The 15,767-nt window shown below is 56.5% G+C and carries 16 protein-coding genes; 8 read left to right on the forward strand and 8 right to left on the reverse strand.

Going from position 1 to position 15,767, the window contains the following annotated elements; all coding sequences use genetic code 11:
• Positions 1–146: 146 nt before the first annotated feature.
• From B3511_RS10050 to B3511_RS10060, 3 genes are all read right to left on the reverse strand, one after another.
• A complete protein-coding gene (locus B3511_RS10050) occupies positions 147–815 on the reverse strand; it encodes a GntR family transcriptional regulator (protein ID WP_286782138.1) in 669 nt (222 codons plus the stop codon).
• Positions 816–1,072: 257 nt separating this feature from the next.
• Complete coding sequence (locus B3511_RS10055; protein WP_212475962.1) at positions 1,073–2,110, reverse strand: NADP-dependent oxidoreductase; 1,038 nt, start codon at positions 2,108–2,110, stop codon at positions 1,073–1,075.
• Between the two features lie 65 nt (positions 2,111–2,175).
• On the reverse strand, positions 2,176–2,751 hold the full coding sequence (locus tag B3511_RS10060) for a helix-turn-helix domain-containing protein (RefSeq protein ID WP_040075580.1): 576 nt from the start codon (positions 2,749–2,751) through the stop codon (positions 2,176–2,178).
• Between the two features lie 150 nt (positions 2,752–2,901).
• Between B3511_RS10060 and B3511_RS10065 the strand changes: the two genes are divergently transcribed.
• Both B3511_RS10065 and B3511_RS10070 read left to right on the forward strand, forming a co-directional pair.
• On the forward strand, positions 2,902–3,420 hold the full coding sequence (locus tag B3511_RS10065) for a GNAT family N-acetyltransferase (protein WP_286782141.1): 519 nt from the start codon (positions 2,902–2,904) through the stop codon (positions 3,418–3,420).
• Complete coding sequence (locus B3511_RS10070) at positions 3,417–3,866, forward strand: DMT family transporter (RefSeq protein WP_040075577.1); 450 nt, start codon at positions 3,417–3,419, stop codon at positions 3,864–3,866. Before B3511_RS10065 ends, B3511_RS10070 begins: the two co-directional genes overlap by 4 nt.
• A 1-nt stretch (position 3,867) precedes the next feature.
• On the opposite strand, the gene B3511_RS10075 is transcribed toward B3511_RS10070, so the two are convergent.
• Complete coding sequence (locus B3511_RS10075; protein WP_040075575.1) at positions 3,868–4,101, reverse strand: YdcY family protein; 234 nt, start codon at positions 4,099–4,101, stop codon at positions 3,868–3,870.
• Between the two features lie 50 nt (positions 4,102–4,151).
• Positions 4,152–5,750, reverse strand: coding sequence for an ABC transporter substrate-binding protein (locus tag B3511_RS10080; RefSeq protein WP_286782143.1), 1,599 nt, complete (start codon positions 5,748–5,750; stop codon positions 4,152–4,154).
• 281 nt (positions 5,751–6,031) lie between these two features.
• Here B3511_RS10080 and B3511_RS10085 point away from each other — a divergent pair, with 281 nt between their 5' ends.
• The 3 genes from B3511_RS10085 to B3511_RS10095 are packed head-to-tail and all read left to right on the forward strand — an operon-like array spanning position 6,032 to position 12,535.
• Positions 6,032–7,396 (forward strand): SrfA family protein, encoded by a 1,365-nt coding sequence (locus B3511_RS10085; protein ID WP_286782145.1) that lies wholly within the window; start codon positions 6,032–6,034, stop codon positions 7,394–7,396.
• Positions 7,397–7,400: 4 nt separating this feature from the next.
• The gene (locus B3511_RS10090; protein ID WP_286782147.1) at positions 7,401–10,382 is read left to right on the forward strand and encodes a virulence factor SrfB; all 2,982 of its coding nucleotides are present in this window, start codon (positions 7,401–7,403) and stop codon (positions 10,380–10,382) included.
• Positions 10,379–12,535 (forward strand): virulence factor SrfC family protein, encoded by a 2,157-nt coding sequence (locus tag B3511_RS10095; protein ID WP_286782149.1) that lies wholly within the window; start codon positions 10,379–10,381, stop codon positions 12,533–12,535. The genes B3511_RS10090 and B3511_RS10095 overlap by 4 nt, the downstream gene beginning before the upstream one ends.
• 162 nt (positions 12,536–12,697) lie before the next feature.
• On the opposite strand, the gene B3511_RS10100 is transcribed toward B3511_RS10095, so the two are convergent.
• Together B3511_RS10100 and B3511_RS20660 are read right to left on the reverse strand one after the other, a co-directional pair.
• On the reverse strand, positions 12,698–12,871 hold the full coding sequence (locus B3511_RS10100) for a GhoT/OrtT family toxin (RefSeq protein ID WP_046885377.1): 174 nt from the start codon (positions 12,869–12,871) through the stop codon (positions 12,698–12,700).
• 163 nt (positions 12,872–13,034) lie between these two features.
• Complete coding sequence (locus B3511_RS20660; protein WP_411815355.1) at positions 13,035–13,127, reverse strand: hypothetical protein; 93 nt, start codon at positions 13,125–13,127, stop codon at positions 13,035–13,037.
• Positions 13,128–13,258: 131 nt separating this feature from the next.
• Here B3511_RS20660 and B3511_RS10105 point away from each other — a divergent pair, with 131 nt between their 5' ends.
• From B3511_RS10105 to B3511_RS10115, 3 genes are read left to right on the forward strand one after another with little or no spacing between them, the layout of a single operon-like run.
• Positions 13,259–13,585, forward strand: coding sequence for a DUF1971 domain-containing protein (locus B3511_RS10105; protein ID WP_040075567.1), 327 nt, complete (start codon positions 13,259–13,261; stop codon positions 13,583–13,585).
• Positions 13,586–13,613: 28 nt separating this feature from the next.
• Positions 13,614–13,967 (forward strand): DUF1971 domain-containing protein, encoded by a 354-nt coding sequence (locus B3511_RS10110; RefSeq protein ID WP_040075566.1) that lies wholly within the window; start codon positions 13,614–13,616, stop codon positions 13,965–13,967.
• A 3-nt stretch (positions 13,968–13,970) separates the two neighbouring features.
• Complete coding sequence (locus B3511_RS10115) at positions 13,971–14,153, forward strand: DUF1869 domain-containing protein (RefSeq protein ID WP_286782152.1); 183 nt, start codon at positions 13,971–13,973, stop codon at positions 14,151–14,153.
• 37 nt (positions 14,154–14,190) lie between these two features.
• Here the strand turns inward: B3511_RS10115 and B3511_RS10120 are convergent, their stop codons facing one another.
• The gene (locus B3511_RS10120) at positions 14,191–15,636 is read right to left on the reverse strand and encodes a flagellin (RefSeq protein WP_286782154.1); all 1,446 of its coding nucleotides are present in this window, start codon (positions 15,634–15,636) and stop codon (positions 14,191–14,193) included.
• Positions 15,637–15,767 lie beyond the last annotated feature (131 nt).

Genomic DNA, 15,767 nt, shown 5'->3' on the forward strand with positions numbered 1-15,767 from the left:
CGGCAGGACAATTGGTTATTTCAGCGTCAGTCTGGTCTTATCAGTCGAGAAATGAAATAACGTTTCCGGCAGCACAAAGTCTGCCGGAAATTATTGACAGCGCAATATCGAGCGATATTACCGCCGAGCCCGGTTTAGAAAATGACTTAGCTTAAATATTGCAGAATCAATATGTCGTTCGCTTCATCTATTACTTTATCGATGGCGGTCCGACAGCCCTCGACATCGCCTTTTTCTAGCGCACGGAGCAGTGCATCATAGCGATACGTAGACGACGGGAGATCGATATTCTCGTCATAGAGGCAATTAAAACAGGGGCCAATGCGTACCCATAGCTGCTCGATAAGCGACATCAGCGTGGGCATACCGGCATAGTGATACAGCGTAAAGCGAAAGGCCCGGTTGGCATGCAGCGCTCGCTCAACTTCACCGTTGTGCATCGCTTCATGGAATTTCTCTGACAGGTTTCGCAACGTCGTCAGTTTCTCGGCGGACATTTGCAAACAGGCCTCTTCAGCGGCCATGCCCTCCAGCGTCTTACGAATGGCGTTAACTTCTCTATAACGCTCGAGTGACACTTCCGGCACCAGAAACGCTTGCGCCGGGGTCGCGTGCAGTGCACCTGCGGAGACCAACCGCAGCAACGCTTCACGCACAGGAGTAATACTGGTACCTAATTTATCCGCAATCTCTTTGGTGACGAGCCGGGCGCCTGGTTTCAGCGCGCCTGCAATCAGGGCGCTTTTAAGACTCATTTCAACCTGCGTCGTCAGGCTCATTCGTTGAGCTTTTTCTAAGTTGTCCAAATCCAGCATGTTCTATTCCTGTAACCAACACTTACCCTTGTTAGCCGCAGCGGCGGGAAATTCGCCACTGCGGGTATGATATGTCCTGTATCTGCATGCCTGGTTCGTGCTAAGAGAAACAATAACTAACAGCAAACCTGCCTAAGTGATTGAATTAACTCAATCCACAGGGACGACTGGAGTAATCTTTGCTTGTATAATTAAAGACGTTATTTGGAAATTTGCACAACTTAATATGGCGGAACAATCCGCCATATCCGCAAAAGTTAGTTATCTTTCGCCACGCGTATAACCACTTTGCCGAAGTTCTTACCTTCCAGCAAACCGATGAACGCCTGCGGGGCATTTTCCAGGTCGTCCGTTACCTGTTCGCGGTAGTGTATTTTACCTTCGTTCACCCAGCGCCCCATCTCCTGCTGAAACTCGTCGATGCGATCGCCATAGTCCTGAGCGATGATAAAACCCTGCATGCGAATGCGTTTTTTCAGGATGGTGCCCATCAGCAGTCCCAGACGATCGGGTCCGGGCGGCAAATCGGTAGCGTTATATCCGCTAACCAGACCACAGACCGGAACGCGGGCCGAGGTATTCAGCAGCGGCAGTACCGCATCAAACACCTTGCCACCCACATTCTCATAATAGATATCGATACCCTCAGGACAGGCTTGTTTCAGCTGCTGCGCAAAGTCGTCTGCGTGGTGATCGATACAGCGGTCAAAGCCCAGGACCTCGACGGCATGGCGACATTTTTCCGCTCCCCCGGCAATCCCGACCACATGACAGCCTTTGATTTTACCAATCTGCCCGACGGTGGCACCAACCGGCCCGGTAGCCGCAGCCACCACCAGGGTTTCGCCTGATTTGGGCTGGCCAATATCCAGCAGGCCCATGTAGGCCGTAAAGCCCGGCATTCCCAGGATACCCAGCGCCCAGGAAGGGTGCTGCGGGTTGCTGCCCAGTTTCACCAGGCCTGTACCGTCCGACAACGCATAATCTTGCCAGCCGCTGTAGCTCAGTACCCATTCGCCGACGGGATAGTCAGGGTGTTGGGATTGTTCAACGCGGCTGACCGTGCCACCCACCATGACCGCCCCGATCTCAACCGGCGGTGAATAGGAGGGGGCATCGCTCATACGCCCGCGCATATAGGGATCTAACGAGAGATAAACGGTGCGCAGTAAGAGCTGGCCCTCTTCAGGCTGAGGGACCGAGGTCTTTTCCAGACGAAAGTTCTCTACGGTGGGTGCGCCATGGGGACGGGAGGCCAGAACCCATTGACGATTCTGTGTTGAAGACAGACTCATACATCACTCCTGTTTATGCAAATGTCTTTAAAGACTAGCGTTAACCTCCCAGGTTCGCCTGGCCATTATGCGCCGGATTGATTAAGCCGAACGATCAGGTAAACGCAGGGAGCGTCGCTTTCGTTGATGAACCGGCAGTCATTTGGCGGCCCCAGTTCGAGGCAGTCGCCGGCGTGCATCTCGTGGCGGGTATCCCCTTCCTGGAAAATGAGTTCCCCCGATTGTAACCAGATCAGCTGGCGTGCCAGCGCATACGACGACGCAGGCATCGGCACATCACTCCCGGCAGGCAGTTCTACCTGCACCAGATCGATAGGCAGGTCGGTGCGCGGCGAAACATGTCGTCGTAGATAATGCGTTTGCGGGTCACGCCAGACGGGTTGATTTTCCAGACGCAGCAGCTTGCCCTCCTGCATCTCGGCGCGGGCAATCAGGGTGGACATGCTAATGCCAAACGCACCGGACAGACGCGCCAGCAATGTCGCCGTTGGGCTGCTGTCGGCGCGTTCAATTTTGTGGATCATCGCCCGCGATACGCCCGCACGCTCGGCAAGCTCGCTTAACGACCATCCCCGGGACTCTCGCTCAAGGCGAATACGCGCGCTGATGCGATGATTGATGTTGTCTGACATAGTATTCATGGCGTAATACTATAGTTTAGAAAATCTATTTCAACGCCGTTTTTGATAACAAAAAGATATGGTTTATACCGTAGCGAGAGCGGCGCCCGCTTGTGTAATATGGTGACGCACCGTACTACTATAGTGAACAATACACGCCGAGGTTTCTCCATGCTTATCCGTCACGCCTGTAAAGAAGATTGCGCCGCCATTGGCGAGATTTATAACCACGCGGTGCTGCATACCGCCGCGATCTGGAATGATACAACCGTTGATACCGACAACCGTATCGCCTGGTATGAAGCGCGAACCTTGATGGGTTACCCGGTACTGGTCTGCGAGCAGGAGGGTCAGGTTGTCGGTTATGCCTCCTTTGGCGACTGGCGTGCTTTCGATGGCTTCCGCCACACCGTGGAGCACTCTGTCTATATTCATCCTGAGCACCAGGGCAAAGGCATCGGTCGGGCGTTAATGAAACAGCTGATTATCGAAGCGCGGAACATTGGCAAGCATGTGATGGTCGCCGGTATCGAAGCGCAAAACCGCGGCTCTATTCATCTGCACGAAACCTTAGGCTTTATCAACACGGGCCAGATGCCGCAGGTGGGCACCAAGTTTGGCCGCTGGCTGGACCTCACCTTTATGCAGCTGCAGCTTGATGAGCGCACCGACCCGGACGCCATCGGATGAATCAGTCATTAACGCTGGTATTTCTGGTGGCGGCAGGCATTGGCCTGGTCGTGCAAAACACTCTGATGGTGCGGATCACCCAGTCCTCCAGCACCATCCTGATCGCCATGCTGCTAAATTCGCTGGTGGGCATTGTGCTGTTCGTCTCGATCTTGCTGATTAAAAATGGCGTGGCGGGGTTTAGCGAGCTGGTGCACACCCTGAAGTGGTGGACCTTAATTCCGGGACTGCTGGGGTCGTTCTTTGTCTTCGCCAGCATTAGCGGTTATCAGTATGTGGGCGCCGCCACCACCATTGCGGTGCTGGTTGCCAGTCAGTTGATCGGCGGGCTGGTGATGGATGTGGTACGCAGTCAGGGGATCCCCCTGCGGGCGCTGATTGGGCCGGTATCGGGTGCGATCATGCTGGTGATTGGCGCCTGGCTGGTGGCAAGGCGCCAGTTCTGACTCAGAGAATGGTGCCGCCTTTCGTCAGCTGCTGGTGGCGGGCCTCCATCTCTTCTTTATGCTGTTTACCATGATGGGCAATGGCAGTGCGCAGACGTTGCTGTTGGGTATAGCGATCTTCGCGGCTCAGGGCGGCGTCATCGCTGAGCGCAATCAGCAACTCATTCATATGCGTAATCACGCTCTCTTCAAGGGTGGCATCTACGCGGGCGATCACTTCCTCTAAATGTGACATTGTCACTCCTTATCGGTTCACCGGGTGGCACCCTGCCACCCGGCACAGGCTTAGTTGAGCTTCGCTTTCGAGAAATCGCTCCCCATCAGACTGACGCTATAACCGCTCACGTTGCTGCGGGTGGCAAAGAAAGTCTTGCCATTCGCCAGCGCGATCCACGGCGCCTGCTGGTAGAAGATCTCCTGCGCCTGGCTGTAAAGCTTAGCGCGTGCAGCCGGGTCGCTGGTCAGCTTCGCTTTGTTGACCAGCTCATCATACCCCTTGTCACACCAGCGTGCAGCGTTGGAACCGGTTTTAATGCTGTCGCAGCCCAGCAGCACGTCGGCAAAGTTATCCGGGTCACCGTTATCCGACATCCAGCCGAACAGGGCGCTGTCGTGTTCCCCTTTGCGCATACCGGACAGGTATTCGCCCCATTCATACGAGACGATTTTTGCTTTCACGCCCACTTTCGCCCAGTCGCTCTGAATCATCTCGGCGATACGGCGAGAGTTGGGGTTATAAGGGCGTTGCACCGGCATAGACCAGAGGGTGACTTCTGCCCCCTGATCCAGCCCGGCCTGCTTCAGCAGGGCTTTCGCTTTTTCCGGATCGTACGGGTAATCTTTCAGATCTTTATTAAAGCCCATCATATTCGGCGGAATCGGGGATTTTGCCACCGTACCCGAGCCCATAAAGACGGCATTGATAATCGCTTTTTTATCGGTAGCGTAGTTCAGCGCCTGTCGCACCAGCACGTTATCAAACGGCTTTTTCTCGGTATTAAATGCTAAATAACCGACATTCAGCGCATCGACCGTATGCAGGGTCAGATCTTTATTCTTTTTAATGACGTCGAACTGCACCGGCGACGGCGCAGGAATGATCTGGCATTCGTTCGTTTGCAGCTTCGCCAGACGGGTCTCCACGTTGGGGGTGATGGAGAAGATCAGGTGCTTAGTCGGAACCGCCCCGTCCCAGTAGTTCGGGTTGGCAATATAGCGAATCAGGGAGTCAACTTTATACTGCTGCAGGACGTACGGCCCGGTGCCAATTGGCCAGTTGTCTACGTTTTCCGGCGTCCCTTTTTTCAGCATGGCGTCGCCATACTCAGCCGAGAGAATAGAGGCGAAATCCATCCCCCAGTCGGCAAGGAAGGCGGCATTCGGCTCACTCAGTACAAACTGCACGTGATAATCATCAATCTTCTTCACGTCCTGAATCAGCTTATCCAGCCCGACATCATTAAAGTATTCGTAGTTGCCCTGGGAGACGTTGTGATACGGGTGCTTAGAGTCTTTCTGACGCATAACCGAGAAAATAACGTCATCGGCATTAAAGTCGCGGGTAGGTTTAAAGAACTTATTACTGTTGAACTTCACCCCTTTACGCAGCGTAAAGGTATAGGTTTTACCATCCGGCGAAATAGTCCAGGACTCCGCCAGCGACGGAACCGGGGTGTTTTTTACCGGATCGAAGTTGATAAGGCGGTTATAGAGCACCTGCGAACTGGCCACAAAAGTGGGGCCTGAGCTGGCGATTTGCGGGTTGAAAGACTCCGGGGAGGCTTCTGAACAGTAAATAATCGTATCGTTATTCGCGGCCCATGCCGCGCTTGCCGGTAACAGCGCGCTGAATGCCAGCGCGAGGAGCGTTTTCCCTGTAGACATCGTTATTACCCTTTGCGGATTTATTATGAAGAACCGTAATAACAGCACAGCACATTCGTACTGGCAAATAACGAAACACTATCAGGATATTCTAAAGGCGCTATTTTCGCTGGTTTTCTCACCGCTGCTCCAGGGAGATTTGCCTTAAGTGCCATTCAGCGTCAAGCACTTTTCGTCCGCGCAATGCGGTAAGAAATCGCCCCTTTTGTTGTCTCTTCTGCCGTTTAGTTGCCAACGGATTCCGTAAAGTACAAGGGTGAAGAAGTCTATGGGATCAAATCGTGGCAAAAACACTTTTACGTAGCGGTAATCTGGATGATTTTCAGGCCGTTGGCGGCGGCGGTCAGGCCGTTTTCGAATCTGCATTACAAATCCGCGAGGCGCTGCGCCTGCGCAAACAGCAGTCCATCGTCGACTGCCTGGCGATTCCGCAAGTCAACGACGAGGGTGACAGGGTTGACTGGTATGCCCCTGTTGAGGGCAGCGTAAGTAGCTGGAAGGCCGCCGATGAAGATGCCCGCTATCGCGCCCTGCGCCTGCTTGAAAGCACCCTCTCCAGCGTCGAGTCCCTGAGCAAAAAATCGCTGCAGTCCCCCAAAACCGCTCAACAGCTGTTTGGCTCCCTACTGTCCAAAGCCTTCCAGTTCCCCGGCGAAAACTTTTTATTCCTGGTGGATGGCAAACCGGTCATCACTTTCTGGGGTTTTGTTAATCTTAACGAAAACGCCAGGGACGATGTGCTCGAGTGCCTGCGCGAATCCCTGCGCCCGGTGGAGATCCCCGCCCCGGTAGAAGAGCCCGAGCCGGAACCGGTGCAGGAGATCATCTTCGAAAAAGCCGATGAACCGCTGATTTCAGCCCCGGCCACGATTCAGATCACCGCAGACGATCTCTACACCGCTCAACCCGCCCCGCAGGCGTTAGCCAAAGAGCCTGAACCCGAGCCCGAAGCGCCGCTTGCCACGCCTGTAGTGATGAAAAAACGCCGCTTCCCGCTGTGGCCATTGCCGGTGGCCGCGCTGGTCGTCGTAGCCGTGGCTGCGCCACTCTTGTGGTCTACCCATAGCGCCCCGGTAGAGACCGCTGAGGCCCAGCCTGCCCCTGCCCCTGTCGCGGCCGTAGAGATTGCACCTAAACCCGTCGCGACGGTGAAGCCCCTGCCCTTAACGCTGCCTCTGCACCAGGCGGAAGTGGTGGCCGCGCAGGTGAAAGCGCCGGAGCCTGCCTCCCCAACCGAGCCGGTAGTGATTGCCGCTATCCCGAAAGAGGCGCTGGTGATGGAGGCCGGTCAGGTGAAAGCCGGCTCAACCCGCTTCCTTAACGGTAGCTGGCGCGTCATGCTGGATGTGAAAGATCCTATCACCGGTAAACCGCCCTCACTGCGCTACCAAATCCAGAACAATAAAGGCACCGCGCGCGTGGTGCATGGCGACAATATCGTCTGCCGTACGGAGGTCTTCTCCGGGCTGCACAGCAACGGTGAGCTGATGATTAAAACGCGCGGCAATGCCCGCTGCACTGACGGCTCTCGCTATCCGATGCCGGAGATCGCCTGCAAAGCCGGGGTGAACGATGTGGCGGAATGTACCGCCCGTTACGACGCCAAAACCGTGGTTCCGTTGACATTCAGAAAAGCAGGTGCGTGATCCCATGCTGGTAACTCTTTGCGACTATAAACAGAGCGTCACGCTTATCGCCAACAGTGGCGTACAGTTTCTTGATTTTGGCCTGACGCCGCAGGACAGTGCCCAGAGCGGACGTTTTGTGCGTAAAACCGCCAACGGCCCCTTGCTGCGTCTCAATTTTGACGTGATTAACAACCGCTACACGCTGCCCGCCAGCGGTGGTGGCCAGCCGGAAGTGGTTAAACCCGAAAGCACCCTTTCGCTGCAGCAATCCCTGACGGTGCTGGATGGCGTCTGGCTGCCGGTGCCCTTCCTGCGCTTCAACCCGCCGCGTACCTTCGTAGAAGGCCCGGATAACTGGGCGCGAGTGCAGGTGCGTAAGCTGGAAGCGCCGGATAGCGCAGGCCATACCCACCGGGTGACGCTGGCTCTGGATAGCCAGATAGCGCCGCATGCTACCTCCCGACTCTCACCGGTGGAAAACGATATCCTGAACGGGACCCGTTTCTCCCTCGCCTGGCGTGATGACGAAGTGGCGGATTTCCTCGACCAGACCTGGATTGACGGCTGGCTGCGAGAAGCCTTTACCCAGTACGCTTCCGGCGTAGAGAACCGTGCCGACCGCGATCTGCAGTTGGCGATGCGTAACTTTGAGTACCAGGCCCACTGGCTCAACGTGCTGGCCATGCTCGGTGAACAGCTCACCATACCGGAAGTGAAATTTGTCACCCATACCCTCAGCACTCCGGCTATCCCAGTGGATCTGATTCTGGATGTGGGGAATACCCATACCTGCGGCGTGATCATTGAAGATCATGGCGACGCCAACGATGGCCTGCGCCAGACGGCAGAGCTCCAGGTGCGCTCCCTGAGCGAACCCCAGTTCCTGAATGAGCCGCTGTTTACCAGCCGTCTCGAGTTTTCTGAAGCCCGCTTCGGCAAGCAGCACTTCTCCGTAGAGAGTGGACGCGAAGACGCGTTCGTCTGGCCGTCGATTGTGCGCGTGGGCGATGAAGCCCGTAAACTGGCGACCCAGCGTCTGGGAACCGAAGGCAACAGCGGGATTTCAAGCCCGCGCCGCTATCTGTGGGATGAGACCCCGGTGGTGCAGGACTGGCGTTTTAGTCAGATGAATGCCAAAACCCAGCGCGAACCGCTGGCGACCGCTTTCCCGCTGATGAACCTGATGAATGACGACGGAGAGCCGCTGTTTACCCTGCCGCAGGACGAGCGCTTGCCGGTCTTCTCGCCGCAGTACAGCCGCAGCACCCTGATGACCCACATGCTGTGCGAACTGCTGGCACAGGCGCTGGGGCAGATCAATAGCGTCGCCACCCGTCTGCGTCTGGGCTTCCCGGCCTCCCCGCGTCAGCTACGCACCCTGATCCTTACCCTGCCGTCGGCAATGCCCAAACAGGAGCGTGAGATCTTCCGTCGCCGCATGTTTGAAGCTATCGCCATTGTCTGGAAGGCGATGGGCTGGCATCCACAGGATGAAGATTTCGCCAGCCGCAAGCAGCAGGAAAAGAGCGTGGTACCGGTGCCGGAAATTCAGATGGAGTGGGACGAGGCGAGCTGCGGTCAGCTGGTATGGCTCTATAACGAAGCCATCTCGCATTACGCTGGCCAGACCGAAACGTTCTTTGCCTCCGTCGCGCGTCCTGACCGCGAGCCGGAGCCTGGCTGTGCGCCAGGCCGGGCGCTGCGGGTAGCCTCTATCGATATTGGCGGTGGCACCACCGACATGGCCATCACCCATTATCAGCTGGATGACGGTTCTGGTAGCAATGTCAAAATCACCCCGCAACTGCTGTTCCGCGAAGGCTTTAAGGTGGCCGGTGATGACACCCTGCTGGATGTGATCCAGCGCTATGTACTGCCGGCCCTGCAGACAGAGCTGCAAAAAGCAGGCATTGCCGACGCTTCGCTGCTGATGGCCTCGCTGTTTGGCGACTCCGGGCGTATTGATACCCAGGCAGTGCTGCGCCAGCAGACGGCCCTGCAGCTCTTTATGCCGATAGGTCATGCCATTCTTGGCGCCTGGGAAGCCAGTGATATCGACGACCCGCTGGACGGACTGCATGCCACCTTTGGCGATCTGCTGAGCCGCAAACCGACGCGCAACGTCATGAACTACCTTCAGCAGGCTATCGATCATGCGCTGCCGGCTGGCTCAGCGCCGTTTGACCTCTTCGCGGTGCCGCTGCATGTTAACTTCCGCGAAATGCAGGAGGCGATGCTGGCGGGCCATTTCACCCTCGCCGCCCCGCTGCATGCGGTATCTGAGGCGATCTCCCATTACGCCTGCGATATTTTGCTGATTACCGGCCGTCCGGGTTGCCTGCCGGGCGTCCAGGCGCTGATCCGTCATCTGCAGCCTGTTCCCGTTAGCCGTATGGTGTGGCTGGATAAGTACCGTGTCCACGAATGGTATCCCTTCAGTCAGCAAGGGCGCATCGGCAATCCGAAATCCACCGCCGCCGTCGGCGCCATGCTCTGTAGCCTGGCGCTGGATCTGCGTCTGCCGCGCTTCAACTTCAAAGCGGCAGATATCGGCGCTTACTCGACCGTGCGCTATCTCGGCGTACTTGATAACACCGTGAATACCCTGCGTGACGAGAACGTCTGGTATCAGGATATCGACCTCGATAAGCCCGGTGCGAAACTGGACACCCGGCTGCACTTCCCGCTGCGCGGCAACGTCACGCTCGGCTTCCGCCAGTTGGCAAACGCCCGCTGGCCTGCGACGCCGCTCTATACCCTGAGCATCAACTCCGCCGACCTGGCGAAGTCCATCGCGGGCGACGGAGTGCTGAACGTGCGCCTGCAACTGCGCGGCGGCAGCCGACATGAAGGGCCGGAGGCCTTTGAGCTTAGCGATGCCTGGCTCCAGGACGGTACGCCGGTACCGCCCGACGCCCTCACCTTTAAACTGAACACCCTGGCCGATCGCCGTCATAGCGGTAGCCACTACTGGATCGACAGCGGGAGCGTATACCTGAAATGAGTGCATCCATTACTAAGGCAGTCATCGACTGGATTAATCAGACCCGCCAGCACGCTCCAATACTGGATAACGACGCCGACGCTCTGCTGGCGCGGCTGGCCGCAGCAGAAGCCCAGGAGAGCGCCATCGAACGTGCGCTGCATGCAGGCAGCACCATCGGGCTGTATGGCCACGCTCAGGCTGCGAAAGCGCATCTGCTGGCCTCCCTGTGCGGCAGCGGCAACGGACGTATGAACGTGACCGTGGGCGCACGGACTTTCGACTACTTCACCCATATCAACCCCGGTCATGCCCTGACCAATATGGCGATCCGTTTTACGCCGACCGCCGAAGCGCCTGCCGACGACGCCTTCCCGCTGCGTCTGAGCCTGATTACCGAGGCCGAACTGGTGCAGCTCTTTATCACCCGTGCAACCGTGCCGGCGGTGGATAAAGCGGTGATTGAGGCGCGTCTGGAAAAATGGCGCGCCCTGCGACAACCTCAGGCGGTGCCGGGGATCTCCGCCGCCGATGTGGGATCCATTGCCCGCTACTGGCGTGACACCGTGCCTGCCGCAGTACAGCAAATGGACGACGCCCTCTGGCATCAGTTCGCGCTGCTACTGCCTTCGCTGGATCTCAGTACCCGCGCCAGCGTCTGGTCGCTGCTGTGGGGTGAACAGCAGGAGCTAACCCAGGCCTGGCTGGCGCTGGCGCATATTCTGCATCAGACCAGCCATGCTCCGGAGCTGGCAGCACCGGTCAGCCTGCTGGTCGATAATTTTGGTCTTCCGACCGAAGGTTTTCTCACTCAGGGCGATCTTGCCCAGCCGGATGTTCAACAGGCGGTACTGCACCCCGTGCAGAACGGCGAACTGATGAACGCCATCAGTATCCCTCTGGACGTGCTGGCCCTGCTCACCCGCGAAGTGGTGCTCCCGGTGGAGAGCAGCGCGCTGGATGGCGTAGCGATGATTGATATTCCCGCACCCGCGGCGCAGAGCGAAGCACCGCTGGCGCAGGCGAAGCGTCAGTGGCTACTGGAGCACTACCGCCAGCAGTTGCAACCGGATGTGCTGGTGATCTGTAACGCCACTCTCCAGCACAGCCAGACCGCCAGCACCGCCCGCGCGCTGCTGAACTGGGTTCAGGATACCCAACCCGGCGAAGAGGCCGCGCTGCCAGGGCTGGTATGGGCGATTACGCCGCAGGATGCCCGTTTTACCACCCGCTCGAATCTCGACGAGTCGGTTCAGCAACTGCTGGGCAAACCGGGTCAGCATTGGGGCACGCTGCAGGCACTGGACAGCAGTAGCATGCAGCGCGTCATTGAATGGCTGTCGCAAGCGACGCTTGCTGGTCAGCGTCAGGCGCGCTTACAGGCGCTGCGCGCGCGCTTGCACCGCGAACTGCGTACGATGATGCAGGGTTATCTGGCTCCGCTGACTCAGGAGCCCGCGGCACAGCGTAGCGCCGCAGAAGGGGTCGTTCGCGCCCTGCAGGGGATGGCTGGCCGTCATGGTGAGTTACTGGAGGGGCTGTTGCCGCCGCTTAAGGCCTTTGAAACCCTGATGGCCGTGCAACAACCGCGTGAAGAGCAGGTCAATGGTCTCTTCACCGATGCCATTGATCTGTTTGCCGACAGCGCCCAGCAGAGCGATGAGCGCTGGGAGCCGCAAGACAAAGCCCGGCTGGCACACAAATTATGGGTTAACCATGTTCGCCAGTGGAGCCGCGACGACGGGGCCGCCCATCGTCTGGGACTGGAAGCCAGGGTGTTGCAACAGATTGCTGACGTGCTGGTCACCAGCAGCTACCGACTGAATCTGACGGGGCAACTGAAGCAGATCGTTGATGCTGACAAAGGCAGCGCCGCCCAGCTGTATGCCGCGCTGGGTAACTTCGTAAGCTGGGTGGGTTATGCGCAGACCCCTGCCGAAGCACGCCCGGCCAGCCGTATTCGCAAAGGGCAGCCGATTTTCGTCACGCCGACGGTGGACAGCACCGCGCCGCGCCTGAGCCGTCTTGGCGAACAACCGGTTCATGCGGCCACGGCGTATGTTTACGACTGGCTGGTCGCGCTTTATACCCAGGCGTGCGAGAACATCGGCTACCAGCATCCACAGGATGTGACGCCAGCGGCACGCCAGCAGTTAAAAGCGATTTTGTCGTAACGCTCACGGCGGCCCGCTCACCAGCGGGTCGTCTCTTCACTCCTGCCGTCAGCCAGTGCCTTCGCCAGGACGGAGGAGATCGCTTATGACACTGCGCGTCCAGCGTGTGGATCATTCACCGTCCCGAGAGCAGAGCGGCTTTTGTCGGCGCGGAACAGGGCTCTAGAAAAGCGAGATCAGTAGCGCCACCGGGAAGCTCATCGGCCAGGTTGAACCGACAAGAAAGGCGCTCAGGAAGCGGATACGCTTACGATCTTTGGAGAGGAACCAGGTGATCAGCGCGCAGATGGAGGCCATGATTGCGTAAAACACCAACATTTTTTGATACAACGTCATCGCATTCACCCAATCTGTTTAAAATAACCGCGCGCAATATGCGGTATACGTTGATACAGATCAAGTTTTTTTGTTACAAGTTATCCATGAAATTTGTGTGGTAATAACAAATGAGTATAACCCGCTACATAAAAAAGGTCGCCGAAGCGACCTTTACACGGTGTTATTTTTTCACCGGCTGTGGCTGTTTATCACCCGACTCGGGCGCATTCTGAGGATCGTCTTTTTCAACATACTGCATAAGCATCTCCTGCATTGCCATCGGAATGGGTAAGTATAGACCACCTGAGAGGTACCACTTTAAAGTTGTATTTTAAATGCACTTTATGCAAAATAACCCTTACTGAAGCGTGGTGTAATGGTCTCAGGCTTTAGAGGGAAAAAACGATGCTACCTATTCCGCAAAGTTGTATTCATACCCGTTCCACGCCGTTCTGGAACAAAGAGACTGCCCCTGCTGGCATCTTCCAGCGCCATCTTGACCAGGGCACCCGTCCCGGCGTCTATCCTCGCCTGAGCGTGATGCGGGGCACTGTACGCTATCTCGGCTATGCTGATGCAACCACCCCCGAGCCCGACAGCATCCTGATCATTGAAGCCGGTCATTTCGGCGTCTTTCCGCCGGAGCGCTGGCATCACATTGAGGTGATGAGCGATGACACGCTGTTCAATATCGATTTCTTCGTCGAGCCCGATGTTTTGAAATCACTTTAAGCGCCCTGCCGCTGATAAGGAACTGACTATGTTACGTATTCCTGAAAACTATGTTCACACCCGTGCGACCCCGTTCTGGAACCAGACAACCGCCCCTAAAGCGCTCTTTACCCATCACAACACCAAAGCCGGCGTGTATGGTCGACTCTCCGTGATGCAGGGTGCAGTGCGTTACTTTGGTTTTGCCGATGCTGATGCCACCGAGCCGGATCTGGAGCTGGTGATTGAAGCGGGCAGTTTCGGTATCTCCCCGCCGCAGAAGTGGCATCGCATTGAGTTACTGACGGACGACACCTACTTTAATATCGACTTTTTCGCTGACCCGGCAGCGACTCTCGAAGGCGCAGGACTGGGTAAAGTGGTCAATACACATAAGGAGTAAGCCATGGGCAAGGCAACGTATACCGTCACCGTGATCAACAACAGCAACGGTGTGTCGGTGGACTACGAGACAGAAGCCCCAATGGAGCTATTGATTCCGGACGTCGCCGCCGACGTGGTGAAGGATCTGGTTAACACCGTTCGCGCCTACGACAGTGAGAATGAGCATAACGTCTGCGGATGGTAATTGTTGCGCAGCGGTGCCCTCGCCGCTGCGTGAGCCTTTATTTAAGCAGGTCGAGCACGGTTTGTGGGCTCTGATTTGCGATTTTTAGCGCCGCATTCTGCCCCTGAGAGATGATCTGCGCCCGGGCTAAACGGCTGGCTTCGACAGCGTAGTCCGCATCCTGAATACGGCTCCGGCTGGCCTGTAACGCAATACCCTGCTGTGATAAAACCGACTTGTGTGATTCAAAGCTGTTGATCAGCCCGCCGTACTGGCTGCGGTAACCGCTGACTTTTTCCAGCGCCGCGTCCAGGGTCGCCATACAGCTTCTGGCCCCGGCCTGGGTCGTCATTTCGCTGTTTTCCAGCTTCAGCGTTTTAAGGTCGGTCGGCGTGGGTTCGATCGTCATCTGCTGAACCTCCTCGCCAAAATTGGCGCTGGTCACCACTTCAATCGCGCGACTCTGCTTTGGCGGCACCGTCGGGGGCATTGTCGGTGTCGGCAGATTCCCCCAGGTAATGGCGCTGGTGAAAGAGCCATTACCTACCACCACCACCAGCAGATCTTCCGTGACGTTATCAAGCGTGATGCGCTCGACCATATTGCTGCCATTGGTACCGTCGTTGAACCCGCCGTTGGTGCTGTCTTCATAGCGGTCACCGTCGCCGCTATAGGTGATATTCATGCCGTTATAGTTGAGCGTTGCACCGGTAGGATCCCAGCTTGCCCCCCCTTCGACTAACTGGGAGCCGTCGTAGGTGGCCCCAGCGGTAAAACCGTTTTCAGGCGTCATAAAGGCGTGGGTCGCCGTGGCGGCATCGCTGATGCCACGGCTGACCCAGGTGTAATCGGCATCGACCCCTTCAAGTGGCGTCCCGACCAGATGTTTACCGTCGCGAGTAAAGAGCTGGAGATCGTCATCCTGTCCTAACGAGTTAATATTTATCGCAATCGTAGTCGAGCCCGCCGGAATATAGGCCAGGGGAATAATGCCCGAGGAAAAAGCATAACTGTTACCCTGAATCGGGAATTTTGTATTTAACGGGCTGACATCGCCGATTAATTGCGGCGGAAAAGTGGGGTTATCCGTCGCCAGTGGATATTGACCAAATATTTCTGTCGTTTCAGCAATATGCATAATACCGGCAAGAATATGCTGGTATTCATTATTTATACTGATGCGATCGGTTTCGGAAAGCGTATCGGTTGCTGCCTGAACCGCCAGCGTTTTGGCCCGAATCAGCATATTGCTCACTTCGCTCAATGCCCCCTCAGCGGTCTGCGCCAGGCTTATCGCATCATCCATGCCCCGCGAGATCGCGCTGTCTGCGTTGATGGAGGAGAGCATACGGTTAGTAATGGACAGACCGGCCGCATCATCTTTAGTACCGTTAATACGTAACCCTGATGAGAGTCGCTCTACCGTCTGCGCGAGTAATGATTCGTTATTTTTCCGGGATTTAAGCAAGAGCCCGGTCATTTCATTATGATTAATAGCCAGCATGATATTGGATCGCAGAAAAGGTAATTAATGACATTATCGGCGAGGACGCAGTTTAATTTAGGGCGCGGATTGTAAAGGCATGACGATATATTCTTCAAAGAATATATAAAATATTCATAATAAAAAGCGAC

The sequence above is a fragment of the Leclercia sp. UBA1284 genome (genome assembly GCF_002308415.1).
Lineage (GTDB): Bacteria > Pseudomonadota > Gammaproteobacteria > Enterobacterales > Enterobacteriaceae > Enterobacter > Enterobacter pneumoniae.

Excerpts from the sequence above, each read along its gene's own strand:
- B3511_RS10055 (WP_212475962.1), bottom strand. The coding sequence starts at position 2,110 with ATGAGTCTGTCTTCAACACAGAATCGTCAATGGGTTCTGGCCTCCCGT.
- B3511_RS10080 (WP_286782143.1), bottom strand. The coding sequence starts at position 5,750 with ATGTCTACAGGGAAAACGCTCCTCGCGCTGGCATTCAGCGCGCTGTTA.
- B3511_RS10105 (WP_040075567.1), top strand. The coding sequence starts at position 13,259 with ATGCTACCTATTCCGCAAAGTTGTATTCATACCCGTTCCACGCCGTTC.
- B3511_RS10065 (WP_286782141.1), top strand. The coding sequence starts at position 2,902 with ATGCTTATCCGTCACGCCTGTAAAGAAGATTGCGCCGCCATTGGCGAG.
- B3511_RS10110 (WP_040075566.1), top strand. The coding sequence starts at position 13,614 with ATGTTACGTATTCCTGAAAACTATGTTCACACCCGTGCGACCCCGTTC.
- B3511_RS10120 (WP_286782154.1), bottom strand. The coding sequence starts at position 15,636 with ATGCTGGCTATTAATCATAATGAAATGACCGGGCTCTTGCTTAAATCC.
- B3511_RS10090 (WP_286782147.1), top strand. The coding sequence starts at position 7,401 with ATGCTGGTAACTCTTTGCGACTATAAACAGAGCGTCACGCTTATCGCC.
- B3511_RS10095 (WP_286782149.1), top strand. The coding sequence starts at position 10,379 with ATGAGTGCATCCATTACTAAGGCAGTCATCGACTGGATTAATCAGACC.
- B3511_RS10050 (WP_286782138.1), bottom strand. The coding sequence starts at position 815 with ATGCTGGATTTGGACAACTTAGAAAAAGCTCAACGAATGAGCCTGACG.
- B3511_RS20660 (WP_411815355.1), bottom strand. The coding sequence starts at position 13,127 with ATGCAGGAGATGCTTATGCAGTATGTTGAAAAAGACGATCCTCAGAAT.
- B3511_RS10070 (WP_040075577.1), top strand. The coding sequence starts at position 3,417 with ATGAATCAGTCATTAACGCTGGTATTTCTGGTGGCGGCAGGCATTGGC.
- B3511_RS10115 (WP_286782152.1), top strand. The coding sequence starts at position 13,971 with ATGGGCAAGGCAACGTATACCGTCACCGTGATCAACAACAGCAACGGT.
- B3511_RS10075 (WP_040075575.1), bottom strand. The coding sequence starts at position 4,101 with ATGTCACATTTAGAGGAAGTGATCGCCCGCGTAGATGCCACCCTTGAA.
- B3511_RS10060 (WP_040075580.1), bottom strand. The coding sequence starts at position 2,751 with ATGAATACTATGTCAGACAACATCAATCATCGCATCAGCGCGCGTATT.
- B3511_RS10100 (WP_046885377.1), bottom strand. The coding sequence starts at position 12,871 with ATGACGTTGTATCAAAAAATGTTGGTGTTTTACGCAATCATGGCCTCC.